This window comes from Streptomyces sp. NPDC015532 (assembly GCF_043078065.1).
Taxonomy (GTDB): domain Bacteria; phylum Actinomycetota; class Actinomycetes; order Streptomycetales; family Streptomycetaceae; genus Streptomyces.
In genome coordinates this window covers 16,715-41,509 of the sequence record NZ_JBIBSY010000006.1, presented here as the reverse complement: position 1 = coordinate 41,509, position 24,795 = coordinate 16,715, and the positions used below count along the sequence as shown (strand labels likewise).

The 24,795-nt window shown below is 68.8% G+C and carries 17 protein-coding genes and 4 pseudogenes; 7 read left to right on the top strand and 14 right to left on the bottom strand.

Going from position 1 to position 24,795, the window contains the following annotated elements; all coding sequences use genetic code 11:
• Positions 1 to 55: 55 nt before the first annotated feature.
• Positions 56 to 1,519: an endo-1,4-beta-xylanase gene (locus tag ACF07B_RS20415; RefSeq protein ID WP_392179918.1), complete on the bottom strand. Its 1,464-nt coding sequence runs from the start codon at positions 1,517 to 1,519 to the stop codon at positions 56 to 58.
• A gap of 491 nt (positions 1,520 to 2,010) precedes the next feature.
• Here ACF07B_RS20415 and ACF07B_RS20410 point away from each other — a divergent pair.
• A pseudogene (locus ACF07B_RS20410) lies at positions 2,011 to 2,187 on the top strand (transposase); the annotation flags it as partial.
• A gap of 202 nt (positions 2,188 to 2,389) precedes the next feature.
• On the opposite strand, the gene ACF07B_RS20405 reads toward ACF07B_RS20410, so the two are convergent.
• The 9 genes from ACF07B_RS20405 to ACF07B_RS20365 form a co-directional block, all read right to left on the bottom strand.
• Entirely contained in the window at positions 2,390 to 3,949 is a 1,560-nt protein-coding gene (locus ACF07B_RS20405) for a mucoidy inhibitor MuiA family protein (protein WP_392179917.1), read from the bottom strand.
• Positions 3,950 to 3,957: 8 nt separating this feature from the next.
• Entirely contained in the window at positions 3,958 to 6,141 is a 2,184-nt protein-coding gene (locus ACF07B_RS20400) for a DUF4139 domain-containing protein (RefSeq protein ID WP_392179916.1), read from the bottom strand.
• A 676-nt stretch (positions 6,142 to 6,817) separates the two neighbouring features.
• Complete coding sequence (locus tag ACF07B_RS20395) at positions 6,818 to 8,617, bottom strand: S8 family serine peptidase (RefSeq protein ID WP_369480427.1); 1,800 nt, start codon at positions 8,615 to 8,617, stop codon at positions 6,818 to 6,820.
• Between the two features lie 456 nt (positions 8,618 to 9,073).
• Positions 9,074 to 9,349, bottom strand: a complete 276-nt coding sequence (locus ACF07B_RS20390) for a hypothetical protein (RefSeq protein ID WP_392179915.1) — start codon at positions 9,347 to 9,349, stop codon at positions 9,074 to 9,076.
• Between the two features lie 148 nt (positions 9,350 to 9,497).
• Complete coding sequence (locus tag ACF07B_RS20385) at positions 9,498 to 9,662, bottom strand: hypothetical protein (RefSeq protein ID WP_392179914.1); 165 nt, start codon at positions 9,660 to 9,662, stop codon at positions 9,498 to 9,500.
• 143 nt (positions 9,663 to 9,805) lie between these two features.
• Positions 9,806 to 12,448: a cation-translocating P-type ATPase gene (locus ACF07B_RS20380; RefSeq protein WP_392179913.1), complete on the bottom strand. Its 2,643-nt coding sequence runs from the start codon at positions 12,446 to 12,448 to the stop codon at positions 9,806 to 9,808.
• Between the two features lie 82 nt (positions 12,449 to 12,530).
• On the bottom strand, positions 12,531 to 13,448 hold the full coding sequence (locus tag ACF07B_RS20375) for a universal stress protein (protein ID WP_392179912.1): 918 nt from the start codon (positions 13,446 to 13,448) through the stop codon (positions 12,531 to 12,533).
• A gap of 211 nt (positions 13,449 to 13,659) precedes the next feature.
• Positions 13,660 to 14,160 (bottom strand): hypothetical protein, encoded by a 501-nt coding sequence (locus ACF07B_RS20370; RefSeq protein ID WP_392179911.1) that lies wholly within the window; start codon positions 14,158 to 14,160, stop codon positions 13,660 to 13,662.
• 550 nt (positions 14,161 to 14,710) lie between these two features.
• The gene (locus tag ACF07B_RS20365) at positions 14,711 to 15,586 is read right to left on the bottom strand and encodes a slipin family protein (protein WP_392179910.1); all 876 of its coding nucleotides are present in this window, start codon (positions 15,584 to 15,586) and stop codon (positions 14,711 to 14,713) included.
• Between the two features lie 413 nt (positions 15,587 to 15,999).
• Here ACF07B_RS20365 and ACF07B_RS20360 point away from each other — a divergent pair, with 413 nt between their 5' ends.
• From ACF07B_RS20360 to ACF07B_RS20345, 4 genes and pseudogenes are all read left to right on the top strand, one after another.
• Positions 16,000 to 16,458, top strand: a complete 459-nt coding sequence (locus ACF07B_RS20360; RefSeq protein ID WP_392179909.1) for a universal stress protein — start codon at positions 16,000 to 16,002, stop codon at positions 16,456 to 16,458.
• 263 nt (positions 16,459 to 16,721) lie between these two features.
• The gene (locus ACF07B_RS20355; RefSeq protein ID WP_392179908.1) at positions 16,722 to 17,306 is read left to right on the top strand and encodes a hypothetical protein; all 585 of its coding nucleotides are present in this window, start codon (positions 16,722 to 16,724) and stop codon (positions 17,304 to 17,306) included.
• A 37-nt stretch (positions 17,307 to 17,343) separates the two neighbouring features.
• On the top strand, positions 17,344 to 18,015 hold the full coding sequence (locus ACF07B_RS20350) for a DUF4389 domain-containing protein (RefSeq protein WP_392179907.1): 672 nt from the start codon (positions 17,344 to 17,346) through the stop codon (positions 18,013 to 18,015).
• Between the two features lie 144 nt (positions 18,016 to 18,159).
• A pseudogene (locus tag ACF07B_RS20345) lies at positions 18,160 to 18,848 on the top strand (phosphoketolase); the annotation flags it as partial.
• Positions 18,849 to 19,402: 554 nt separating this feature from the next.
• Here ACF07B_RS20345 and ACF07B_RS20340 read toward each other — a convergent pair.
• Positions 19,403 to 19,531: pseudogene (locus ACF07B_RS20340) on the bottom strand (thioredoxin-disulfide reductase); the annotation flags it as partial.
• Positions 19,532 to 20,036: 505 nt separating this feature from the next.
• Here ACF07B_RS20340 and ACF07B_RS20335 point away from each other — a divergent pair.
• Positions 20,037 to 20,888 (top strand): CAP domain-containing protein, encoded by an 852-nt coding sequence (locus ACF07B_RS20335; protein WP_392179906.1) that lies wholly within the window; start codon positions 20,037 to 20,039, stop codon positions 20,886 to 20,888.
• A gap of 163 nt (positions 20,889 to 21,051) precedes the next feature.
• Positions 21,052 to 21,288: pseudogene (locus tag ACF07B_RS20330) on the top strand (kinase); the annotation flags it as partial.
• Between the two features lie 151 nt (positions 21,289 to 21,439).
• Here ACF07B_RS20330 and ACF07B_RS20325 read toward each other — a convergent pair.
• From ACF07B_RS20325 to ACF07B_RS20315, 3 genes are all read right to left on the bottom strand, one after another.
• Positions 21,440 to 22,291 carry a carbohydrate ABC transporter permease gene (locus tag ACF07B_RS20325; protein WP_392179905.1) on the bottom strand — a complete coding sequence of 284 codons (852 nt, stop codon included), beginning with the start codon at positions 22,289 to 22,291 and terminating at the stop codon, positions 21,440 to 21,442.
• Positions 22,288 to 23,256 carry a carbohydrate ABC transporter permease gene (locus ACF07B_RS20320; RefSeq protein ID WP_392179904.1) on the bottom strand — a complete coding sequence of 323 codons (969 nt, stop codon included), beginning with the start codon at positions 23,254 to 23,256 and terminating at the stop codon, positions 22,288 to 22,290. Before ACF07B_RS20320 ends, ACF07B_RS20325 begins: the two co-directional genes overlap by 4 nt.
• Before the next feature lie 74 nt (positions 23,257 to 23,330).
• Positions 23,331 to 24,647 carry an extracellular solute-binding protein gene (locus ACF07B_RS20315; protein ID WP_392179903.1) on the bottom strand — a complete coding sequence of 439 codons (1,317 nt, stop codon included), beginning with the start codon at positions 24,645 to 24,647 and terminating at the stop codon, positions 23,331 to 23,333.
• Between the last annotated feature and the right edge of the window lie 148 nt (positions 24,648 to 24,795).

Here is a 24,795-nt window from a genome sequence, read left to right as displayed (position 1 = left end):
GTCCTTGAACTCACCTGTGGCTTTCCGACTGGCCGTTCAAGGGCGTTCGCCGTACCTACCCAGTGCCTGAGCGGCGAGCGTCGTCCAGGACGTCACGCAATGCCCAGTAGGCAGGTTTCGCCTCGTACGTCGTGTCCCAGGGAAGGGCGTTTCCCGGACTCGGGGGATAGTGCCGGAGGTCGGCCGTGGAGCCGTACCTGTCGGTGAAGCCCCAGGTCGAGAACGAGGTGCAGTTGGGTTCTTCGCTGCAGACGGCGAGTTTCCCTGCCAACTGGCGGGCCTGGACGTCCTCCTCGTCCTTGTCGACGAGCACGTCCGCCTCCGAGACCCGGGCCTTCAGGCCGAGCCCGGCCAAAGCCCGGACCTTGCGTCGGAAGACCTCGGGGTCGGTACGGTCGCCGACGGCGTATTCGTGGTCCTGGAAACCGACGCCATCGATCGGAACGCCCCGCTTCTTCAGCCGGATCAGCAGCGCGTAGAGGGCATCCCAGCGTGGACCGTCCTCCTCCACCCCGTACTCGTTGAGGTACAGCACCGCGTGCGGGTCAGCCTCGCGGGCCGTCCTGAAGGCGATGTCGATGTACTGCTCACCCATCGCTTCGAACCACAGTTGTGGCCGCACGCCCCGGTTGCCGGTGGAGTAGTCCTCGTCCTCGTCGGACATGGGCTCGTTCACCACGTCCCATTCCGCCACCTTCCCCCGGAAGTGACCCGCGACCGCCCGTATGTGCTCCACCATGACGCGCCTGCGTTGCTCGTGCGTCATCTCGGCGCGCATCCATGCGGGCAGGGCTTCGAACCAGACGAGGGTGTGGGCGTGCACCTCCATCTTGTTGGCCTTGGCGAAGTCCACCAAGGTGTCGCCCTCCGCGAACGCGAACACGCCGCGTCGGGGCTGGACGAACTGCGGCTTGAAGTCGTTCTCCGGTGTGAGCATGGAGAACTCCTCACCCGCCGTCCGGCGGTAGGCGCTGGCCGTCAGCAAGGGGCCTGTGGCCAAGGCGGTTCCCATATGGATCGGGCGGGGGAGCCCCGCCGCCAGATCACGCATCGCGTCGGTGGACCGGGGCACCCGCAGGCCGGGCGCGTCCACGACGGACATCCGGCCCCGGCCCAGTGACTGCGCGTGGAGATCGCTGAGGGTCCAGCCCTTCCCGCGGGCTCCCGCATCCGCGCCGAACCAGATGCGGCCACGGCCGAAGACGTCCCGCGCGGGAACGGTTCCCACGACCCTTCCGTCGGTCTCCACCACGAGTCTGCTTCCGCGGACTTCGAGGGCGAGGCGGACTTCGTGCCCCAGGCCGCCCCCGAGGGTCCGGGTCACCGCAGGTCTGTCGGAGTCCCCGTCCCAGCGGTCGATCCGGAGCCTCCCGCCGACCACGCCGATGCGTACGCCGCGCCGCTCGTAGCGCCATTCGTCGTAGATGACCGGCGTCTCCCCGTACAGATGCAGGTAGGCGTCCGTGTCATCCGTGCGCCGCAGGCTCGCTTCGATCCGGACGTCCCCTCGGAACACCATGTGAGGACCGCGCAGGTTCACCGGCGGGTTCGGCTGCCCACCGGTACCGTCCTGGCGTGTGATGCGCCGGTCGAGGTGTGTGACGCGTACCCCTGCGTGGGTGGGCTTCCCGCCGGCGAAGTGGGCCCAGTCCCGGCCGTTCAGGAGGTCCGCCACAGGCCCCCGAGCGGGCGCGGAAGCGCCGGCGCAATCCCCCGAGACACCAGCGAGCAAGGCGCACACAACCGCAGCGACAGCACTCTTCCGAAACCGCATGAACAGCAGCGCTCCGTATCCCCAGTCTGTTTTCCGAAGGCATCGCCCCCGCGGCCACACCGTCGCCGAGCGCCATCCCTCCCCAGCCGCGGCAAGAACGGTGTGCGACCGATCGCGCCGCCCCGCTGTGACTGATCGTCATTGTCTCAGGTGCGGGTGGGTGGATGAACTGAGGCTGATCCTTTGGTGTGCACACCCTGACAATGGATCTTGATGCTCCAGGGAGGGAGGTCCAGGTGGGACGCAAGTCTCCGTATCCGGAGGAGCTTAGGAAGGATGCCGTTGCGCTCTACCGCGCTGCGGCAGGCATGCGGACGTACGCGGCGGTGGCTGCGGACCTTGGCATCACCGCGGAGTCGCTGCGGATGTGGGTCTGCAACAAGACGTTCCGCGTCACCTACCGAAACGCGCGCAGGTCCGTAAACACCAGCGACGTGCCGCACGCGCCCCGAAGGGAAGCGAGCAGAAGACTGCCGAGTACCGGAGGGACGACACCGCCCGAACAGCGGTCGGACGTCCGTGAACCCCAACCCAGCCGGGTTGGAATCCCCCTCTTTTAAGAGGGGGAGGATGTCAACGTGAAATTGCTCAACTACGGGGAATCACCGTCAGGGTTCAGAGCCCGGTCACCTTGGCATTGGCTGACAGCTCGTAGACCAGGGTGACTGTGCGTCGGCCGCCGGGTGGGACCGAGAGGTTCCAGCGGGCGATGCCGTCGGAGTCGAGCGTGTCCGGGGCGGGGGAGCAGGCCTCTTCGCGCAGGCGTGTCTGCACCGCCGAGATCTCGGAGACCGGGATCCGTTCGCGGAGGACGATCACGCGTTCGCCGTGTTCGGCGGGGGTGGAGAAGCGGGACAGGTGAAGGCGGACGGTGCGGGTGAGCACGGTGCGTTGAGTGATCGCGGAGGTGTCACGGGTCTCTTCGGTGTGCCGGGTGACCCGGTGGTCGTCGCGGCTGCCGTAAGCGAGCTCGACGGGGGCACCAGGAGCGGTGAAGTCCAGGGTGCCGCGGCCGCTGAACTGGTTGCCGAGGACGAGCTCGACGGGGCCGGCGAGCAGGGCGTGGCCGGACAGGTTGTCGAACCGCACCACTTGGGTCACCAGCGGGGACAGTTCGGGTGCGCAGGCGTACTCGCTGCTCGCGGTCGTGGTGAAGGCGGACAGCGGCACGCGGTGGGCGCGGCCGTCCGAGGGCACCGTGACCGGTGCGGGGGAGTGCAGCACCCGTACCTCGCCGCCGTCGTCCACTCCTGGCAGGCCGAGCACGGGGGCCGGGCCGAGGTCCGCGATGTCCTCCTCGCGCAGCTCGACGTCGACGGTCTTGCGCTCCAGCGAGGTGCGGTCCTGGAGCGTGAGCCGGTCCTCGCTCAGCCGGGGCGGATCGGTGGCCAGCGACGAGCGGGCTGTCGACAGCGTCAACCGTACGTCCGACCAGTCTTCGCCGGTGCGCTGCCAGACGGTCGCCTCGGTCTCCAGCGTGAGGCGTTCCCCGTCGAGTACGGCGCGGTAGGCGGGCCGCCACAACGCACACGCGATGAGGTGGCTCAGGCGCAGCTCGGCAGGCCCGGCGGCCGTGGCTTCCACGGTCAGCTCGATGTGGCCGGTCAGTTCTGCGGGCTCCTCCTCGGTCTGGGTCAAGGCTCGCTGAGCTGTGGCGAGTTCGACGCCGAGGGATTCCAGGCGGGCTTCCACGGCCTGTAGTTGCTCGCCGTAGGAGCCGCGCTCATCGTCCACACGGTCCAGTTCGCGGGTCCAGCGTCGCGCGTCGGCCTCTCCGTAGCCGGCGCCTTCGCCGACCTCCCGGAGCAGATCGGCGGCGAGACGACCGAGTGTGTCGAGCCGGGCCTGGAGGCGGTCGTGCTGCCGCCTCAGGGCGACCAGGTCCTCCTCGAGAGCGTGCACCCGGTGCCGCAGGGCGGAGTCGTCGTCGCCGGGCCGGGGCCCGCGCGGCGTCCAGCCACGGACGATCCGCACGTCGAGGACGTCGGCCGGGTGTTCGGCTGTCAGCTCGGCGTGCAGCGTACGGTCGACGGCCAGTGCGCTGACGGGCCCCAGACGCAGCCGCTGGACTCCGGCCTCGAGGTCGAGCACGGCGGTGCGCTCGACGTGGGCGCGGTCCTCCAGGCAGGTGACGGCGGTGACGGGGAGAGGGATCGGCTCCGGTGCCGTGGACATGGGGTGTGTCAGCTCCTGCGGTTGCCGCCGGCCAGGGCCTTGGCGGACGGGATACGGATCTCGTAGCCGCCGTCGAGGGCGGTGGTGGCGCCGGCGGGCAGGTCCACGCGCCAGATGCGTGTCCCAGGGGCGTGGTGTTCCCCCTCCGCGTCGTCCGGGGGCGTGGTCCAGTCGGCCCGTTCCTCGATCCGGACGTCCGTGTCGGAGGCGACCGGGACCCGCTCGAGGACCTCGACGGTGACGGGTCCGGCGAGCCGGCTGGCCAGCTCCACGTGGACACGGTGATCGAGCACCGTGGTCGTGCCGCGCAGCCCTGAGGTCGACTCGTGCAGGTTCGTACGACGGGTGACCCGGATGCCCTCCGCAGGGCCGAGCCCCACCCGGCAGACACCGCCAGGGGCGAGCGTGGGCAAGGCGGCGGTCAGCAGGAAGTCGTCTCCGGCGGTGACCTCCACCGGTCCGGCCAGCAGGGCCTGGTCGGTGGAGTTGTCGAGCGCCAGCGTCGCATAGACGGTCTGCTCCACGGACGGCACGCAGCGGTACTCGGTGCGCAGTCCGACCGGGATCTCTCCGATGCTGACGGTGTGCCAGGTGCCGTCCGAGGGGACGTCCGCGCGGGCGAGGGCGTCGAAGCGGTGGTCGAAGGAACCAGCCGACTCGCGGGGCCGCACGGCGTGCCCGGGCAGCGGCAGCGACGCCACCGCTTCGGCGCGGCGGCGGTACTCGGCCGCCACCGGGTCGAAGGCGGAGTCGGCGAACAGCCGGCCCCGGCGCTCGTCCTGCTCCTCTGGGCCGCTCAGGACGAGGGCGGTGTAGTCGAGTTCGGCACCGCTCGGCTGCGGCGGACCGGACGCCGGCGCCGCGGCTTCCGGCGGTGGGGTGGGCCACGCAGGGGCCGCGGGTGCCGACGGCGCGGCCTGGCGGCCAGAGGCCGCGGGTGGCATGGCTGCGGCCGGCGGGAGGGAGCGGCCGCCGGCACGCGGCCTGCCGCCCGGTCGGGACGGGACCGCCTGCGCGAAGTCGCCCAGGCCGGTGTCGAACACCTCCGGGTATGCGCTGCCGGGTGCGGGCGCGGACGGTGGTGCTCCGTATCCCTGGGGTGTCGGCGACGACGCGGTCGGCGGCTGGCCGTAGCCCTGCAGCGATGGCGATGGCGATGGCGATGGCGATGGCGATGGCGGTGGCGGTGGCGGTGGAACGGGAGCGGACGCGAAGCCGCCCGCCGCGGCGATGGTGCCGCCCCCGACAGTGAAGGAAGCACTGGTCGTGGCGGGCCGGGGGCTCGCTCCGTCGTACCCGGCGAAGAGGTCGGCCAGGCCCGTCGGCGGCTCGCGCCAGCCGGAGGGCGTCGGGGAGGGCTGACGGCGCCCGATCCGCAGGGAGCGCAGCCTGGGCAGGTCTGTACGGCGCCGCAGGTCGGCGGTGGCCAGAGCGATACGTACGCCGGTCCAGTCCTCGCCGGTGCGCTGGGCGATGGAGCCGCGGAGCACCAGACGGCCGCTGCTGTCGTTCTGACGGTGGGTGAGGCGGTAGGCCGGTACCCAGACCGCGCCCGGCACCGCGTACTCCAGCTCCACTTCCGCGTCACCGGTGCCGTCGAAGGTCACCACCGCCGAGACCGTGGTCTCCACGTGCGCGGGCGCAGCGTCGGTGGAGGCGCGGGCGAACCGGTCGACGGCGGCATGGAGCGCGTGCTCGACGTCGGCCCGCTCCTTCTCCAGGTCGGCGAGACGGGTGTGCAGCCTGGTCAGCCGCTCGTCGACGAACGCGGCGAGCTCGAGCCACGCGTCGACCGGGGTGCGGCGGTGCGGGTCGTCGCGCCTGCGGACCGGCGGGACCGGGTGCAGCGACCTGACCTCCCCGATCAGCGTCAGCTGCCGGTCGTGGCGCGCCTGCGCCGCCGCGTACTCCTCCCGCAGCCGCTCGACCTCGCGTTGCAACGCGTCGGGAACGGCGGCGCCGAGCGGCTCGGCCTCGATCTCCACCCGTGCCTCGACGACGCGTACCCCGGGGGCACCCGTGATGCGAGCCCGCAAGGACCCCGGGTCCAGCGAGCGCGGCAGTCCCGTCACCCGCACGCGCCCGCCCGGCGGCACGCTGCCCCGCGCCAGGCGGCGGCAGATCGCGCCCTGCGCGTACACCACGACCGAATCGAGGGCCGAACCCCATCTGTGTGCTGTCTCAGCCGCCATGTGCTCCGTCCCCCGCCGTGTCCGTGCTGAGCGAAGCCTACGTCCAGGCGGTCGGCGCTTCCCGAGGATTGCTGATGCGGAGAACCCGGCACTTCGCCCACCGGGGGCACCCACGACTCGCCGCTCCACTGGGACCAGGCTCAGCCGCAAGTGCTGACGAGACGTCAGTCCCGCTGACTCAGAAGGTCATTGCCGCCAGTGCCGACTCCCTGCAGCGGCGGGACGGGTGTGCACTTCCATCAGGTCGCCGGGTGATCCTGCCGCGGCTCGATGCCGCCGGACAGACCTTCGGGGGCGCCGGTCAGACCCTCGGCCGCGCCCTTTGCGCCGCCGCGCGGGTGTCAGCAGGTCGAGCGGGCCGGCACTCCTCGGGGCCGCGGCGCGCGCAGCCGCGGCCCCGCTGCCCGTACGGGCAGCGCGGACACGGCCCTGCAGCTCCTCAGGGAGGTGCACGGTGAGCTGGACGCCGGCCCCAGGCCGTTCGCGGCGTTCCTGGACGGCTCCGGCATATGGGCCCCGACCGCGGCGTTTACCGCCGCCGAGGCCCATATGCCCTCTGCCACCCAGCAGTTCGCAGCCCTGGCCGAACAGGCCGCAGCCGCCTTGTCCGTGGTCGCGGGCAAGGAGCTGTCGCCGGCGCGGTGCGTGTTGTACGCGGGCGTTGCCGGGCCCTGCGCTAGAAGGTCAGGTTCCAGGCGTCGATCTTGCCCGTGTCGGAGGCGGCGTTGTCGTTGACGCGCAGCTTCCAGGTGCCGTTCGCGACCTCCGAGGAGGCGTTTACGGTGTAGGTCTGGGCGATGTTGTCGGCGCTGCCGCCGGCGTGGTTGTGCAGCGTGTAGACAGTGCCGTCCGGCGCCACCAGGTCGACCTTCAGGTCACCGATGTAGGTGTGCTTGATGTCCACACCCACCTTGAGGGTAGCCGGGGCGTTGCCGGTCACGCCGGTTACGGCGATGGGGCTCTCCACGGTCGCGTTGTCGTTGACGGCGAAGTCCGCGAGGTTCTCGAAGTACTTACCGGGCGGCGGGGTGGTCCCGACGGCCTTGAGTGCGTCGACCTGTCCTTCGCCGAAGAACGCGTTGTTGGCCGTCGTGCCCGTGCAGCGGCTGTCCGAGGGGCAGGCGATGTCGTTGGCCTGGGCGGCCAGCTTGGCGCGGATCTGCGCCGGGGTGATGCCCGGGTTGGCGCTGGCGATGAGTGCCGCCACGCCGACGACGTGCGGGGTGGCCATCGAGGTACCGCTCTTGCTGCCGTAGCCGCCGCCGGGGACGGTGGAGTACACGCTGCTGCCCGGCGCCGCGACGTCGATGACGCCCTGCCCGTAGTTGGAGAACGAGGCCTTGGTGACACCCGTGCCGTTGGCCGCGACCGTGACCACGCCCGGCAGCTCGGTCGGGATGTCGAGGCAGGCGTTGGTGATCGTGCGGGTGACCGGCGTCGAGTCGTTCGGGCTCGCGGAGTCGGTCGTCTTGTGGGCGAGGTCGTAGTTCTCGTTGCCCGCGGCGGCGATCTGGAGGGAGCCCTTGCCCTCGGCGTACTCCTGGGCGCGCTTGACGCCCTCGATGATGGCGGCCTGGTCGATGTTGTCCGGGCAGTTGAACTGCCACGGGTCCGTGTAGTAGCTGTTGTTGGTGACCTTGAAGCCGTGGTCACCGGCCCAGACGAAGCCGCAGATGGTGTTCTCGGCGAAGAAGAAGGAATTGCCCGGCTCAGCGACCCGGACCGCGGAGATCTTCACCCCCGGGGCCACGCCGACGACGCCCTTGCCGTTCTTGGCGGCGGCGATGGTGCCCGCTACGTGGGTGCCGTGCGTGTCGACGTCCCGCCAGGCGCCGACCCGGGTGTCGGGCTTGCCGTAGGCGCAGGAGACCGAGTCGGCCGCGTTGAAGTTGGGCGCCAGGTCCTGGTGCTGGTCGTCCACACCGGTGTCGAGGATGCCGACCGTGACGGAGGCGGAGCCCGGGTTCACGGCCCAGGCCTGGTCGGCCTTGATCTGGCTCATGTCGGCCCGGACCGGTTCTCCGGCCGGGGTCGAGGCCTGGGCCGGATTGGCCGGGAGCGCCGGGTTGTAGGCGTCGGCCGGGACGTCCGAGGTGCGCGTGGCGCCGACCTGCTGCACGCCGGCGACGCCGCGCATGGTGGCGGCGAATTCGCTGGACGCCGAGTGGGCGACGATCACGCCGATGGCGTCGAAGTTCGAGAAGACGGTGCCGCCGTTGGCCGCGATCGCGGAGCGGACCGCCGAACTGTCACCGGGGGCGGTGATCACGAGGTAGGCACGCGTGCCGGCCACCCAGGCCGCACTCTGGGAAGCCGGCACGGCGGCCGGAGCGTGGGCCTTGGCGGCCGGCGCGGTGGAGGGGCCGACGGGGAGCGTGCCCGCGAGGGCGCCCGGGGCACCGAACGCGAGGGCGGCGCCGAGCGTGGCCGCCAGGACCAGCGTGCGTCTAGTCCGGCTGGATGTGTGGGGTATCAATGCGTCCTCCGGAGACAGCCCGGCCGTGCCGAGGGCACCGGCGGGGCCGTACGAAACGAGTGGTGGATGCAAGATGTCAGGCGCGTGCTCCTGTACGGAAGTACCTTTCCGTACAGGGGCGTTATGGGGGAATGGCTGAAAAGAGACATACTCCGGGCATCGGGGGATCGATCCACCGGAGCTCGGCGACGTCGACCGCGCCCTGGCGTAGCCGCCGACATGGTGCCGGCCATCGACGGGGTGGACCGGCTGCCGGCGTGGTGGCTGACCGAGGTGCGCGCCCGCAGTTCGGTGACGAGCCCGCCGGCGGGCAGGCCGTGCTGCTGCCCAGCCGCCGGCACACCCTCGAGGGCGGGCGGCGTCCGGGCTGTGCGGTCACCCTCCGCGACGGAGACCAGGGCTCGGAATCCGTCCTTCACCAGACTTTGCGATGTCTCATGAGACAGGTTGGCGATGTCAGTCTTGCGTGGAGTGTGCCCTGTTGAGGGGGATCACGACGGCTGCGCGGTGGGCGGCTTGTTCGCGAAGTGCCGCGTTCTCGGCGGCCAGAGCCGCGACGACTGTTGCTGCTGCGTCAACTTCGTCCTGGAGTCGCTGTCGTTCGCGTCGGTTGTTTCGCAACTGGCTGCGCAGGCGGGTGATCTCCGCAACCTGAGCCTGATCGTGCTTGCTTGCCGTGCTCTGGTTGACGCGGTTGTTCCAGTCGGTCAGCACTGCGGTTGCCCGGTTCATGGTGGCGCGGCTGACGCTGCTTCGCGCCAGAGGTTCTGCTTGGTGAGCTCGCCGTCGGTGCGGATGGGCTGGCCTGCGAAGAGCCTTTCCATCGCGTCGCGAAGAGCCTTCTCCGTCGCGGAGGAGAGTCCGGGTTGGGCCGTGGCCGTCACTGTTCACGCGCCTTCGCGAGCGCGTTCTCGACGTCGCGGATCTGGTGGTCGATCAGCGCCCTTCGGTTTGCTGGGAGTGCAGGAAGGCTGCGCAGTTTGGTCAGGGAGGCATGCTCGGCTCGCCAGAACGGCAGGTGCTCGGGGGCGATGATGGTCGTCATCAGCCTGCTGGTACCGCACGGGGAGGGGGATCTCACTGGCCGCGTTCCGAACTGTCATGTCGGTCGGGCGACCATGGCCGACGGCCCCGCTGGCGAAGAGCATCCGTCCTCGCGTGGTCAACAGCGTCTACGGGCTTGGGACTTCATTTGGGTCCCTGTGCAGACGGGCGGTGGTTCGGCCGGCGGGTTCTACTCCATAGGGCCTCGGTGCGTGCCGCTGCGAACCCGACGAGGCCGGCGACTGCCGCCAGTGCCAGGCCGGTCCCGGTGGGTCGTGAGGTCTCCAGGATGTCGGCGAGGAACGGTACGTAGACCGCCGCCATGCCGAGCCCTGCGGCGACAGCGACGGCAGCGGGGAGGTACAGGTTGCGGCGGGTGAACAGCCTCTCCCTGAGGCCGAGGGACACGCCGAGCTGAGCGGCCAGGAGTGCAAGGAAGAGCACGGTCTGCCACGGTCCGCCGGAGTGGCGGACCCACAGGCTCGCGGTAAGGCTGGTGGCGGTCACCAGCAGCGACAGGCGCAGTACTCGTTGCCAGAGCCCGTCACCGAGGATGTGCTGCTGAGGCGGCTTGGGGGGCTGGCGCATGGCATCCGGGGACACGGGTTCGGCGCCCATCGCGACGCCGGTCAGGCCATGGGTCAGCAGGTTGATCCAGAGGATCTGTCCCGCACGCAGGGGGAGGGCGAGGCCGAACAGTGGTCCGGCGAGCATGACCAGGATTTCCGCCGCTCCACCGGCCAGGGCGTAGACCAGGAAGCGCCGGATGTTGGCGTAGACGCGACGTCCCTCCTCCACCGCTGAGATCACCGAGGGCAGTTCGTCGTCGGCAAGGACGAGGTCTGCTGCCTGTCGGGCCACTTCGGTACCTCGGCGGCCCATCGCCACGCCGATGTCCGACTGTCTCAAGGCCGGCCCGTCATTGACTCCGTCGCCCGTCATCGCGGTGACGTCGCCGCGGTCCCGCCAGGCCTGGATGATGTCGAGTTTCTGCTGCGGGGTGGTCCGGGCGAACACTCTGACCGCGGTCAGGTCCGGTACGTGTCCGGCGGCGAATTCCGCCCCGGTGGTGATGCGATGGGCTGATTCGGCGTCCTTGTCCCCGGTGAGGATGCCCACGCGGATTGCGATCGCGCGGGCTGTGGCCGGGTGGTCTCCGGTGATGAGGACGGGGGTGATCCCCGCGCGTCGGCAGGCTTCCACGGTGGTGATCGCGGTCGGTTTGGGCGGGTCGCTGATGGCGGTCAGACCGAGGAGTCGCAGTCCGCTCTCGGCGTCCTCGACGGGGTCGGGAACCGTGTCGAGGCTGCCGGATGCCACCGCCAGTACCCGGTACCCCTGCGCGGACAACGCGGCAGCTTCACGGCGAGCCTCCTCCAGCAGGGCCGGGCTGTCTCCGAGCAGTGCACGGTCGAGCACCATTTCGGGCGCCCCTTTGAGGAAGGACTCGAATGTGCCCGAAGGGGTGCTGTGTACGGTCAGCATGCGCTTGCGGAGGCTGTCGAAGGGGATTTCGCCAACTCGTGGATGGATGCGGACGAGGTCATCGTGTGCACAGCCCGCTTTCGCGGCGGCGGCCAGGAGTGCGGCTTCGGTGGGGTCACCGAGCGCCGACCACTGCGGGCTGTCCGCTCCGGGCGGGATCAGGGAAGCGTCGTTGCACAGCGCCGCTGCGACGAGCAGTTCTCGCGCCGCCTCGGTGCTGCCTGAGGCGTGACTCTCGTCCTGGTCCAGGGCTTTGAGGTCGCCGGCCGGTGCGTATCCGGTGCCGCCCAGGGTGGCGGTGCCTTGCGGGGTCCACACGCGCTCCACGACCATGCGGCCTTCGGTCAGGGTGCCGGTCTTGTCGGTGGCCAGCACGGTCACCGATCCGAGTGTCTCCACAGCGGACAGACGGCGCACCACGGCGTTGCGTGCGGCCATCCTGCGGGCACCCAGTGCCAGCCCGAGGGTGACGACGGCCGGCAGGGATTCGGGCACTGCGGCGACGGTGAGGCTGATGGCCGTGACGGCCATGGTTTCCAGTGACTGACCGCGTATGAGGCCGAGGGCCAGGACGAGCAGGCACAGTCCTACCGTGACGAGGGCCAGCACGCGTCCGAGTCCGGCCAGCCGCTTTTGCAGCGGGGTGAGTTGCTGTCGGGGATGCAGTGAGGCGGCGATCCGGCCCAGGGCGCTGTGGGCACCGGTGGCGGTCACGGTCGCCGTCGCCCTGCCGCGCAGTACGACGGTTCCAGCCTGCAACTGGCCGGCCTGCGGGCCGGTGGCTTGGGTGTCCTTGTCGACGGGCACCGATTCTCCGGTGAGTGCGGACTCGTCCACGAGCAGGGCAGCGGCGTACGTGAGGGCCGCATCTGCGGGGATGATGTCTCCTTCACCCAGGACGAGGGCGTCACCGGGGACCACGGTGGACGACGGGATCTGCTGTTCGACGCCGTCGCGTGTGACGCGGGCGGTGGGGGCGGTCATGGCGGAGAGCGCGGCGACCGCGTTGTCCGCTCGTACCTCTTGTGCCACACCGACCGTGGTGTTGAAGAGGATGACCACGCAGATGACTACGGCGTCGGCGAAGTCCCCGGTGGCCACGGTCAGGGCAGCCGCCACCAGCAGCACAAGAATCAGGGGATCACGAAGCTGGGCGAAGATCCGGGACCGGAGCGTGGTCTTCTTCTGCTCCCCGAGCTCGTTGGGTCCGCAACGTTCGAGGAGCCGATGCGCCTCCTCGTCGCTCAGACCGGTGTTGGTCGCGGATTCCGGCGCCAGAGCGGACGGTTGTGGCGGATGCACTGTAGGTCTCCTCGGAGTGACCGGTCACCGCGCCGGCGAGGCCCGGTGCGCCCACAGAAGCGGGCACACCGGGAGTGGCGGATCAGTACGTGGCGGGCCCGCCCTGCGGGGGGATCACGATCAGCGGACAGGTCGCCTGGTGCAGGAGCACGTGGCTGACCGAGCCGACCAGCATGCCCCGAAAGCCTCCGAGCCCGCGGGAGCCGACCACCAGGCACCGGGCGTGCGAAGCCGTGTGTGCGAGGGCCCGCGCCGGGTGTCCGTACTTCACCCGGTACTCGATCTCCACGTCCGGGTACTTCTCCCGCCAGCCCGCGGTCGCCTCCGAGAGTTCGGCCCGTGACTCGTTCTCCACGTCTTCCCCTTCGCCACCTACCGGACGGCCGGGATGAACATGGCGGACCGTAACCACCCTCAGACGCGCACCGGACAGAGCGGCCTCCTCGAAGGCGAACGTCATGGCTTCCCGGGAGTTGGCCGATCCGTCGACACCGACGACGATTAGCTGTCGCTGATCGTCTGACGCCGGCTGCGGCGGGCGTATCACCGCCACCGGACACCCCGCATGCGCGGTCAGCGTGACGCCCAGCGGAGAGACGATGAACAACTGCTCCACCACGTTGAGCGGTTTCGCTCCAACGACCAGGAGGGCAGCATCCGCTCCCTGCTGGACCAGCACGCGGGCACGCGGGCCGTCGGCAGTTTGGGCGTCGACCTCCAGATTTGGATGACGCTCGCGAATGAGGTCCGCAGCTTCCCGCAGCACCATGTCGCCGCCGGCGCGGAAATGAGCGCTCCAGGTGCGCTGAGGGTGTGCCACATGCGGATGGGGCTCTGCCCCCGGAGGCCACTCGAGAGCGTGGACAAGGCGCAGCGGCAGATGCCGCAGTACTGCTTCCTCCGCGGTCCAGGCAACACCGGCCTTGCTTGCCTCCGACCGGCTGACGCCGACGACGACAGGCTTGAGGCCATGGGAACTGGTTACGGGAACGGTGGCCATCGGGGGACTCGCCTTCGGTTGGCAGCGCCTGCGTGCCGGTCTCGACCAGCCTCCTCACCCTCACCCCGGATGACGAGGGCCGAGGGGCGCACACCATGGGCCGAAGGTCCCGGCGTAAAGACACCGTTCCGGGTCCACAGTTCGAGAGCCTCGGTCCGTAGGAGTGCCCGGCGGGGCCGCACCGTCGAGGCTCTGGCGACTGACCACCCATTCAAAGGAGCCTGATGTTGCCGGAATCGCCGTCGCAGGGGGTGAAGAGCATCCACAGCCCCGACCGGAGTCGGGCGAAGACGGCGCGTTCGGGGACGCCCAGGATTCGGGAGACACCGGCGCAGGAGCGGTCCCCGACGAGGTGCAGAGCCAGTTCGATGCGGTCGTACGGAGAGGCGGCCATGTCGGGACAGTGGTCGCGTGTAGCAGGCAGGTGCGGGGGAGCGGGCTGCGAGTGCGCTCGCTGAGTGGTGGTCACCGCCGGGGCATCATCGTCTCCTTGACGGTAGCCGAGGGCAGGCTCCACGGGATCGTTGAGCACCTCGGACAAAGCCGCGTCGACAACGCCGGGATCGTCCGTCATGAGGGTGGACAGCGCGTGGATGGCCATCAGATGACGGTCGCACCAGGCGACGATCGAACGTCTGCGGGCGAGGAGATGCTCGATCTGGAGGTCACCGGGCGGCGTGTCCGTCGCCCGGGTCCTGTCCGGTGTGGTCACCACAGCCGACTCCGGGGGCCGAGTCCGGCGGCTGAGTGGATCTGCCAAGGCGGTCGGTCCGGTCCGATGCGCGCGCTCGGAACGCTACCGGATCCGCCCGTCCCATCGCTCAGTCCGTGGGCTTGGCTGCCATGCGGATGCGCCGTCAGTACCTGAGGGGTAGGCATGGTGCCTCAATTTGGAAGCAAAGGGCACGGCGCCGCGGTGAAAGGCAGGCGTACGGATCTTCGCGAGACGAAGATCCAGAGCACCTGCTCCGCTGTTGCCTCGGGACACAGGATCGTGGGGGCCCAGCGCAGCGCAGCCGTGTGTGAACGTGGCCTACGGCGAGAGTCGGAATCGGGCCGGCGGCCGCTGGGGAAGCGCCGGGTGGCCGAACATAGCCACGTCGGTGCATCCATGTCAGCTGGCAGTGAGTCGCCGGGGTCCAGGACGCCTGTCTTTCACCCTAGCCCCATTCGAGCAGGGCACAAGGGGGCCGCCGGCGCGGGCCGTGATGGTGGCCTGCCAGGACGCTCGTCCTGGCAGGCCACCATGGTGACGCGCTTGATCAGACCGGCATGGGCGCCCCGTTCAATACGGGCTCCGGGCCGGACGTAGTGCGGTCGGCCGGCGACAGCGGCAGCGACGGCGTCGCCGCAGCGCCCGCGCCTGCGGCCGCGGACTCGCGGGCGAGGAAGGAGCCGAGCTCGCCGATCGTGCTCATCAGCGGGGCGGGGAAGACGACGGTGGTGTTCTTGTCGACGCCGATCTCCACCAGGCTCTGCAGATTGCGCAGTTGGAGGGCCAGGGGATGGTCCATCATGATGTCCGACGCGTCCCCGAGCGCTGCTGCGGCCAGCGACTCGCCCTGAGCGTTGATGATCTTCGCCCTCTTCTCCCGCTCGGCCTCGGCCTGGCGTGCCATCGCGCGCTTCATGCTGTCCGGCAGCTGGATGTCCTTGAGCTCGACCAGGGTGACCTCGACGCCCCACTCGACGGTGGCGATGTCGAGGATCTCGCGGATGTCCAGGTTGATGCGGTCGGTCTCCGACAGCGTCTCGTCCAGCGTGTGCTGTCCGACGACCTTGCGCAGGGTGGTCTGGGCGATCTGGTTGATCGCCGCGTGCACGTTCTCGATCGCGATCACCGACTTCACCGCGTCCACCACACGGAAGTACGCCACAGCCGAGACGTCGACGCTGACGTTGTCGCGCGTGATGATGCCCTGTGACTGGATGGGCATCGTGACGATCCGCAGTGAGACCCGGTGGAGGACATCGACGAACGGGATGATGAAGCGCAGACCGGGAGAGCGAGGGCCGACCAGCCGACCGAAGCGGAACAGCACCCCCTTCTCGAACTGCTTGACGACCTTGATGGCCATGCCGAGCATCACGATGACCAGCACGGCCACCACGATGATCAGGAAAATGAGTACTCCCATGTGTTGCTCCTCAGCTAGGGCACGAGACCTGTTGCCCTTCGTGCCCCAGCCGGAGCGCGAAGGAAGCGGAAGCCGGACGGCGCTCCTGCGCCCGTAGGGACGAATGGCTCCGGAGCGGCGGGTCCTGCTGACTCGGCAGTCGTGCCGTGTTCCGAGTGTGGCTCGCTGCCTGCGGCGCGCGCTGGGGCCGAACGGTCCCCGTCTTGTGCCTTGCACTCGGCAGGCATACACGAGGCGAGACGGGCAGGGCCGACTGGCCCCGGTGGTAGGGCCGGTCGGCCGACCGCCGGTCCGGCGAAAGTGCGTAGCGTGCTGCTGTATGTCTCCGGTGCTCCAGCGACGGCCGGCACAGACGGATCGACGCCGCACTTCGCACGTCTGCTCAGTTCTCAACCGACCGTCAGGAGAACGACATGCCCCAGCACACGGACGAGACGCCCCGGCCCGTCGTCGTGGGAGTCGACGGATCAACCGGCTCACAGGCGGCCCTGCGATGGGGACTGGCCCAAGCCAAGCTGACCGGAAGCACCGTCGAAGCGATCGCCGCCTGGCAGTACCCCGAGGTGTACGGGTACAGCTACGGCTGGATCCCTTCGATGCCGGAAGGAGGCGAGTTCGCCAAGACCGCCGAACACGCCCTGCAGGAAACTGTCGACACGGTACGCGGCCAGATGGACCACCCTGCGCAGGTGTCGATCCGGGTGGCCGAGGGTCACCCGGCGCAGGTATTGATGGACGCCGCGCGCAACGCACAACTGCTCGTCCTGGGCAGCCGGGGGCACGGCACCTTCTCAGGCATCCTGCTCGGTTCGGTCAGCCAACACTGCGTGCAGCACGCGCCGTGCCCGGTCGTCGTCATTCCTCAACCGTGACCCGTGCGATGCAAGGCCGGCCCGGCTGAGAACAACAGCCGCCACCTGGTTGCCTGTTGAACCTGAAGGGCAACCGCTGTGATGCCTGCCGGCATCGTCTCAGGCACGTTCCATCCCGGGGAGGGCCCTTCATGACCCGGCCACCACGTGCTGATGGGGAAGAAGCCCGCCCGGCCGGTCGGTCCCCACTCGGGACCGGGCGGCCCCTGCCATCCGTCCCGAACACGGGCTCCCCTGAGAGGGTACGGAGGAGGTGCTGTGCGATGCGTGGAGCACGCAGTGCGAGGCAGTGGGGCTGGCGCTGGCGGAGGAATCCCCTGCGCCGTCGAGACGACGTCTTCGAGGCGTGGCTTCTGCTGCTCGTCTGGATCGCCTTCGGGGTCGGCGGCACGTTCGCCGGCCTGATGACGGCCCGTGCCGCCGACGAGTCTTTCTCCCGACTCCGTGACGACCGGCACGCCATCCACGCCGTGCTGGTCGACAGCACGCGCTCGGGAAGCTCCGCCGCCAGGGGCGCGGACTACGACCACGTCCGGGCGACGGTGCGGTGGACCACGCCGGACGGCTCCTCGCACACCGGCCGCGCCCTCGTGAAAGCCGGTCACAAGGCCGGATCGGACGTCGTGATCTGGATGACCGCGCAGGGAAGGCTGACCACGGCACCTCCGAGCACGGGCGCGACAGCGGCGGCTGTAGGTCTGCTCGGCGTCGGCGCTGCTCTGGCGCTGGGGGGCCTGGGCTTCGCCGTCGGCGGCTTCGCTCGATGGTGGCTGGACCGGCGGCGTTACGGCCGGTTGACCCGCGAGTGGGAACGGCTCGGGCCGCAGTGGGGACACAAGACTTCATGACGAGACGCGCGGGTGCGCGCGGAAGGTGCTGATCACCATGACGACTCCGATGAAGTTGCCTGACCGTCCGGTGCGAGTGAGCGCACATCTCGACGCGCCGCTGTCACGGTGGCTGTGGCTCGTGAAGTGGCTCCTCGCAGTTCCGCACTACGTAGTGCTGTTCTTCCTCTGGATCGCCTTCACCGTGGTGAGCGTGATCGCGTTTTTCGCCATTCTGTTCACCGAGCGATACCCCCGTCCGCTCTTCGACTTCAACGTCGGTGTGCTGCGTTGGAGTTGGCGAGTCGCCTACTACTCGTACGGCGCCCTCGGCACCGACCGGTATCCGCCGTTCAGTCTCGGTGAGGAACCGGACTACCCGGCGCGGCTCGATATCGTCTACCCGGAGAGACTCTCCCGTGGCCTGGTGCTGGTGAAGTGGTGGCTGCTGGCCATTCCGCAGTACATCATCGTCGGCTTCTTCCTCGGCGGCTCCCACCTCCGCTGGTGGGACTGTGGCCTTGTCGGCGCCCTGACCCTCTTCGCAGGCGTCGCCCTCGCATTCACCTCGCAGTACCCGAAGGACTTGTACAACCTGATCATGGGCCTCAATCGGTGGGTGCTGCGCGTGGCCGCGTACGCCGCCCTGATGACTGACGTCTATCCGCCGTTCCGCCTGGACATGGGCGGCTCGGAGGAGAACCCGGCAGAGACGCGACGGCAGCCGTGATGGAGCCTCGAAAGCCGGTAGATATGAGCACGCACAAGCCCCCGCAGGCTTCGGCGCCAGGCTGGGACGAGATGGCCTGACAGTGCGCAGGAGGTGCGAGTAGCGTCAGGTACAGCCGATGGGCCCACTGCCCGGGGAGACCGCCTGCTGTCCGTCATGGATCACTGCCTGCGCAGCCGGCACTACGTGAACGTGGTGGTGGCGGGCAAGCGCGCGATGGCGCAGTGGCTGTCCATGGAGGACGCGGTCGTGCACTGCACCCAAGGTGCAGGCATCTGGCCGTGGGCGAGCAACGACGAGGGCGGTGAGCCGGACGTGGTGCTGGCCTGCTGCGGGGACACCCCCGCTCTGGAGGTGCTGGCCGCCGTGTCCATCCTGCGCGAACACCTGCCCGACCTGCGGATCCGCGTGGTCAACGTCGTCGACCTGATGAAGCTGCAGCCCGACACCGTACATCCGCACGGGCTCAGCGACCGGGACTACGACTCGCTCTTCACCAAGGACAAGCACATCATCTTCCCGTTCCACGGCTACCCCTCGCTGATCCACCGGCTGACCTACCGCCGTGCCAACCGCAACCTGCACGTGCGCGGCTACGACGAGGAGGGCACGATCACCACGGCCTTCGACATGCGGGTGCAGAACCGTCTGGCCGCTTCCACCTCGTCCAGGACGTCATCGACCGGCTGCCCCAACTCGGCGCCAGAGGTGACTACGTGAAGCAGCAGATGCGAGACAAGCTGGTCGAGCACAACCGATACATCGACACGCACGGGCTGGACCTGCCCGAAGTCCGGGACTGGACCTGGGCCGGCGCTACCAGCGGCCCCTGACACCCAGGAGAGGTGGGCAGCATCTACGCCTGGGGGACCTCACCACAGCCGCCGTCGTGCTGGTCCCCGGCCCGTCCTAGTGGTCGCCCTCTCCATAGCGGCTGAGATGGTTCGCGGCACCTCACTTTCACCCAGGCAACGGCCATCACCCGGTGGGGGACCACCCACTAGGGCCGCCTATCCGATCTCCTCGCAACGCCGGCCGCCATGGCCTCAGCGCTCCCTCTCTTCGCCAGCGCTGCCTTGGCCGGACCACTCGGTGGGTTTCCCCCGCCAGTTTCTCCTTTTCGGTGCTACGCAGGTACATCGAACTCCAGTTGAAGAACGGTCCGTCTGCACCGCACCGGTGCCTTGTCACGGTCTGTCAATCCGGCGTCTCGCGAAGAGGTAGGTGAGACACAGCAGAGTGTCTGGAGAACCATCTCACTTGGGCTCCGCAGCGCAGCCCGGCCGTAGATCGGGGTCGGGCACGGGGGCGCTCAGCATCGGTTCTGGCAGCATCCACGTCACAGTGGATGCCTTCCACCAGATGTCCCGGTGCTGTCCTCTTGCCTTTACGCGGGGACCGAGGCGAGGGCGTGTTCGTCACCCAGCGTCGCGAGGTGCCATTCGGCGTCCGGGGCGGCCTGGCAGTCGCTGGCGGCGGCGGTGATGGCCTGGCGGTCGGTGTGGTCGACGACGTCACGGCATCTACGCCGGCGGCCTCGACGCGCTCCTGCGCACGGTCGCCGCGGCCTGACTGCACCCCCCCCGCACGTCGGGCACCGAAAGGGTTGGGGGGAAGGTCAGTGACATCCCTCACGTGCCCGGTCCTCATCAACGTGTCGCGGTAGTACGTGGCATGTGGCTGATATAGGCGGATCTGACATATGGAAGCAGGCATACGCGACATCTCGGCCGGGGTCACCGGCCCGGGTCGCCGGCATGGAGCCGCCGGACCGCCTCTGCCGCCCTTCTGACGGAGTGTGAGGCGCCGTCGGCGTCCGGCGCGGTGGCCCGGCACAATCCCGGGCCGGATTTCAAGGGTGCCCTCGCCTACTAGGCGAGGTAGTTGAAGCCCCTGTTGTCGTGCACTCCCGCAGCTTTTAACAATGACGGCCCGCAAGGCGTCCCCGCAGGTCAAGCGCAGTGTCTGTGCGAAACCGGGCCCGCTGGAGGCGCAAGGAGAGTCGACCGAACGAGGTCCGCATGAGGAACCACCGGAAGCACGGCGGGAAGACGCGCCGCCGGCCCATAGTCGTCGCCGTCCTGGCGATGGGCGCGGTGGCGGTGCCGTCGGCCGCCATGGCGTGCATGGGCGACGAAGGATCCGAGGCCATCACCGCCACGTCCAGCGGTCCCTGGACGGACGGGAGGAAGGCGTCCTGGGACGGCCACCGGACGGACAGGAGGAAGGCGTCCTGGGACGGGCACCGGGGGCGGGACGTCCGGACCGCGAAGCCCACGGCGACGGCTTCGCCCTCGGCCTCGCCGACGACCTCTCCCAGGACTGAGGCGCCCGCCCCGGAGAAGTCCAAGGCGCCCGTCTCGAAGGCGACCACCCCGCCCGCCCCGACGAGGACCGCCGCCGCGCCGAAGCCGACCGCCGTACCCCCCTCGACGACCGCCGCACCGAAGCCGCCCACCATCACGGCTCCCGCCGCAGGCACAGCGTCCCCCGCGTCCGCCGCCGTCGCCCGCGTGGTTGCCCTGGTCAACAGCGAGCGCGCCAAGGTCGGTTGCTCCCCGGTCGCCCTGAACGCGAAGCTCTCGCAGGCCGCCCAGGCCCACAGCGCGGACATGGCGAGCCGCAACACCATGTCGCACACCGGTTCCGACGGGTCCGACCCGGGACAGCGGATCACGCGCACGGGCTACATCTGGAGCACCTACGGCGAGAACGTCGCGTACGGGTACTCCACGCCCGAGCAGGTCATGGCGGGCTGGATGGCCAGCGCCGGCCACAAGCGCAACATCCTGGACTGCGGCTTCAAGGAGATCGGTGTGGGGGTGGCGCAGCCCGGCAACTACTGGACGCAGGACTTCGGCACGGCCCGCTGACGCTCACGGGGCCCACGCCCGTTATGGTCCGCCGACCATCACGCAGGCAGCGGCCACTCCGCTCGCTCCGGAGCGGCCGCGGCCTGCGTGGGTGCCGTTCTGTCCAGGGCGCAGGTACTGCGCGAGTCCGGGTCGCCAAAGAAGAATTAACGTGCGGGCCCTGATGGTGGGCACTGAAAAGACCCGGCTGGTCGTGGTCTGTGGCAACAGCGCCTCAAGGAAGTCGTCCGCCGCGGCCGGCCCGCGTGAGCCGTCCGGCTGCAGCCTGGCCCTGGTCGGCCAGGACAACCTCCACCGCATCGTGCTCCGGGACTGCGACCGGCCCGGTGCCGCGAACATCGGCCTGATCGACCTGACCGCCCGCTACGGCCTGGACGCCGGATTCCACGTTGTGGTCGAAACCTGGGTTCCGTCAGTGTGACGTCCAGGGTTCCCGTCGTCCCATCCTGGCGGTGGCCCGCAGCAGCGCGCCGCGCTGTCACGGCTACCAACCACGCCCGGCTCGCGTTGGCTTGGGCGAGTTGAGCCAGGGTGTGCCACGCGAGCTCGGTCTACTTCGTGGCCCCCCGGGCGAAGCCGTTGTAGATGTACCGCTGGAGGAAGAGGAAGACGGTGAGCGTGGGCAGGATGACCAGGACCGTGCCGGCGGAGATTTCCTCCCAGTGAGCGCCGAAGGGGCCCTTGAACCGGAAGAGGGCGGTGGACATTGTGCCCAGTTCCTCGGAGGGCATGTAGAGGAAGGGGATGTAGAAGTCGTTGTACACGGTGATCCCCTTGACGATGACGACGGTTGCCACCGCTGGCTTCAGGAGCGGGAAGATGATCTTCCAGTAGATGGTCAATGCGTTCGCGCCGTCGATGCGGGCGGCCTCGTCCAGGGACCGGGGGATACCTCGGATGAACTGGAGGAAGATGTAGATCGACACGATGTCCGTCCCCGTATACAGCAGGATGGGGGCCAGACGGGTGTCGAACAGGCCGAAGCTGTTCACCACTTGGAAGGTGGCCACCTGGGTGGTCACGCCGGGGACGAGTGCGGCTATGAGGAACAGGCCCACCACCAGCCGCTTGCCGCGGAAGTCGAAGCGGTCCACGGCGTACGCGGTCATGGAACCGATCAGAACTGTGCCCGTGATGGAGAAGGCAAGGATGAAGGCCGTGTTGCCGAAGGCCATGAGCAGGTGGCCGTCGGTGAAGGCGGTGGCGTAGTTGTGCAGGTTGAGCCAGTTGTGCGGCAAGCTCAACGCCCGGCCACTGTCGGCGGCTTCACGCGGAGTCTTCAAGGAGGTGAGGAGGACGACTGCGAGCGGTATCAGGACGACGAGGGTGGCGAGGACCAGTGAGGCGTAGACGAACGTCCGGGCGATGAAGGGCCGTCGGGAACGGCGGGCGAGGTCGCTCATACCAGGTCCACGTTGTCGTCGGGTACGAGGAGGCGCTGCAGCCACGTGATCAACAGGACGATGAGAAGCAGGACGACGGCGGCGGCTGACGCCAGACCTGTCTTGTTGAACTGGAAGGCCAGCTTGACGGTCTGGATGACGAAGGTGGAGGTGCCCGTGGCGCCGCCCGTCATGACGTAGGGGATCTCGAACACTGACAGTGAGCCGGAGACGGCGAGGATGACGCTGAGGCTGATGACGGGCCGGATCCCGGGAAGGATCAGGTGACGGAACTGCTTCCACCGGTTGGCTCCGTCGAGTTCCGCGGCCTCGTGGAGCTCACCGGGGATCGACTGGATGGCGCCGAGGAAGAGCACGAAGTTGAGCCCGGTGAACCGCCACACCGAGACGCCGGCCAACGAGATGTTCGCCGATTGGGGATCACCGAGCCAGGCATGGTCCGAGCCTGCTCCGAACCACGACAAAAGGGTGTCGAGGGTGCCGCCGTCCTGGAAGAAGTACAGGAAGGCGAACCCGATGGCCACGCCGTTGATCAGGTAGGGGAAGAACAGAATCCCCTTGAAGAGGTTACGCAGCCGCAGGTCGAAACTGAGGACCGTGGCGAAGTAGAGCGCCGCGGCGATCTGGACCACGGACGCCGCCAGATAATAGAGGCTGACGAAGAACACACGGAACAGCTCAGGACGGGTGAAGAGGTCCGTGTAGTTCCGCAGGCCGGTGAGATGGCGCTCAGGGCTCACCCCGTCCCAGTCGGTGAAGCTGTAGTAGATCATGTTGCCCACCGGTACATAGGTGAACGTGATCAGCAGCCCGACGGGGATCAGCAGGAACAGCCAGGGTGTGAGTGTGTGTATCGGAGCCGAGCGCCACGAACGCAGCGGGGCTCCGTGAGCCGCCCGGGCCATGGTGCGGCGCGGAGATGGCGGGGTGAGGTGCGCCGCGGGGGCGCGAGTCGTGTCGGACATCTCGGCCTTTCGTCGTCGAGGGACGCGGAGACCGGCAAAGACCGGCCGTCGCGCTGACGCCCCCGCGCGGACCCTCACGAATTCGAGGTCTTCCTCGCCTCGTTCCACCGCTTGTCGAGATCCCGAAAGAAGCCGTCCAGACTGCCTTTCTGCGCTCCGCGGGCCAGGTCGACCAGTTTCTGGCGATAGTCGGGCTTGCTCAGGCCTATCTCCGCGGCGTCGTCGATGGCGTTGACTTTCCCGGTGTCCGCCTCGGAGCGCTCCACGAACAGAACGCCGGCGGCGGTGTAGGCCTTGAGCGTGTCCGGCATGGGCGCGGATTTGAGGGCTGATACGGCCCCTTCGTTCTGCGCGTACCCGGACTTGTCGGTGAACCAGTCGATCCAGGCGCGGGCTGCAGCCTTGTGATTGGAGTGAGCGTTGACGGCCTGCTGGTAGTCGGACAGCAGGGTGGCGCAGAACTTGCCGTTCTTCTGGGCAGGGAAGGGCATGAAGCCGATGTCGTCCGGATCGGTGCCGGCCTTCCGCGCAGAGTCCTGCATCTGGGTGATGGCCCAGGAACCCAGCTGCATGCTGGCGACTTTCCCCTGGGCGATCAGGGTCTTGGAGCTCTCCCAGTTGGTGGTCGTGGGGTCCTTCTCGGACAGTTTGTCGTGCACGATGTCGTAGAGCAGCGTGTCGATGACGTTCAGGTCACTGCCGGGCGCCCACGGGGAATCGTTCGTGGCCAGCTTGTTGCTCGACTGTGGGTCGCAGCTGACCGAGCCCAGGCTGTTGGTCCAGGCGGTCAGCGGCCACAGGTCCTTGAAGTTCGTGTAATACGGGACCGAGCCGGAGGCCGCCTTGATCTTGCCCAGGTCGGCGATGAACTGCTCGGGAGTGGCGGGCCATTGCGTCACGCCGGCCTTCTTCCAGACAGCCTCGTTGTAGACGAAGCCGTTGGCGGTGCCGAAGCTCGCGATGCCGTACACCTTGCCGTTCACGCTGGTCTTGTCGGTGAACCGGTACTTCTTGCCGAGCTGCGTGGTGCTCCCCAGGGGGGCGAGGAACTTGGGGTAGTCGTCCTTGGAGATGGCGGCAGGGATCATGAGGACGTCGCCGTAGTTCTCCGTGTTCATCCGGATCTTGACCTCCCCCTCGTAGTCGGTGATGCCTTGGAACTTCACCTTCACCTTCGGATAGACCTTGTTGAACGCGGCGGCGTACTTCTTCATCGTGCCGTCCTGCACCAGGTCCGTCCGCTGCGTCAGAACGGTGATGTCCCCAGACACGCTGCCGGGATCGGCCGGCGCGCTGGCAGCCTCTCCGGACGGCGCCCCTGCACCGCTGCATCCGGCGAGTGTCAGTGTCGTAGCGGTGAACACGGCGGTCACGAAAGGCTTCTTCGCCATGTGCCCGGCTCCCTTCCACGGTTGCGGCTCGAGCTTCCAGGTGGGCTGAGCGGCACTATGGCAGCGGCCAAGTGAACCGGTAAAGCTTGCCGTTCTCCTTTGATGCGCAATCGTTATCTCGTGATTGCGTCAACGCGACATCATCCAT

Coding starts and splice junctions, on each gene's coding strand:
- ACF07B_RS20400 (WP_392179916.1), bottom strand. CDS start 6,141: ATGGCGGCTGAGACAGCACACAGATGGGGTTCGGCCCTCGATTCGGTC.
- ACF07B_RS20405 (WP_392179917.1), bottom strand. CDS start 3,949: ATGTCCACGGCACCGGAGCCGATCCCTCTCCCCGTCACCGCCGTCACC.
- ACF07B_RS20350 (WP_392179907.1), top strand. CDS start 17,344: ATGACGACTCCGATGAAGTTGCCTGACCGTCCGGTGCGAGTGAGCGCA.
- ACF07B_RS20325 (WP_392179905.1), bottom strand. CDS start 22,291: ATGAGCGACCTCGCCCGCCGTTCCCGACGGCCCTTCATCGCCCGGACG.
- ACF07B_RS20390 (WP_392179915.1), bottom strand. CDS start 9,349: ATGAACCGGGCAACCGCAGTGCTGACCGACTGGAACAACCGCGTCAAC.
- ACF07B_RS20355 (WP_392179908.1), top strand. CDS start 16,722: ATGCGTGGAGCACGCAGTGCGAGGCAGTGGGGCTGGCGCTGGCGGAGG.
- ACF07B_RS20320 (WP_392179904.1), bottom strand. CDS start 23,256: ATGTCCGACACGACTCGCGCCCCCGCGGCGCACCTCACCCCGCCATCT.
- ACF07B_RS20415 (WP_392179918.1), bottom strand. CDS start 1,519: ATGGTGTTCCGAGGGGACGTCCGGATCGAAGCGAGCCTGCGGCGCACG.
- ACF07B_RS20315 (WP_392179903.1), bottom strand. CDS start 24,647: ATGGCGAAGAAGCCTTTCGTGACCGCCGTGTTCACCGCTACGACACTG.
- ACF07B_RS20375 (WP_392179912.1), bottom strand. CDS start 13,448: ATGGCCACCGTTCCCGTAACCAGTTCCCATGGCCTCAAGCCTGTCGTC.
- ACF07B_RS20335 (WP_392179906.1), top strand. CDS start 20,037: ATGAGGAACCACCGGAAGCACGGCGGGAAGACGCGCCGCCGGCCCATA.
- ACF07B_RS20360 (WP_392179909.1), top strand. CDS start 16,000: ATGCCCCAGCACACGGACGAGACGCCCCGGCCCGTCGTCGTGGGAGTC.
- ACF07B_RS20385 (WP_392179914.1), bottom strand. CDS start 9,662: ATGACGACCATCATCGCCCCCGAGCACCTGCCGTTCTGGCGAGCCGAG.
- ACF07B_RS20365 (WP_392179910.1), bottom strand. CDS start 15,586: ATGGGAGTACTCATTTTCCTGATCATCGTGGTGGCCGTGCTGGTCATC.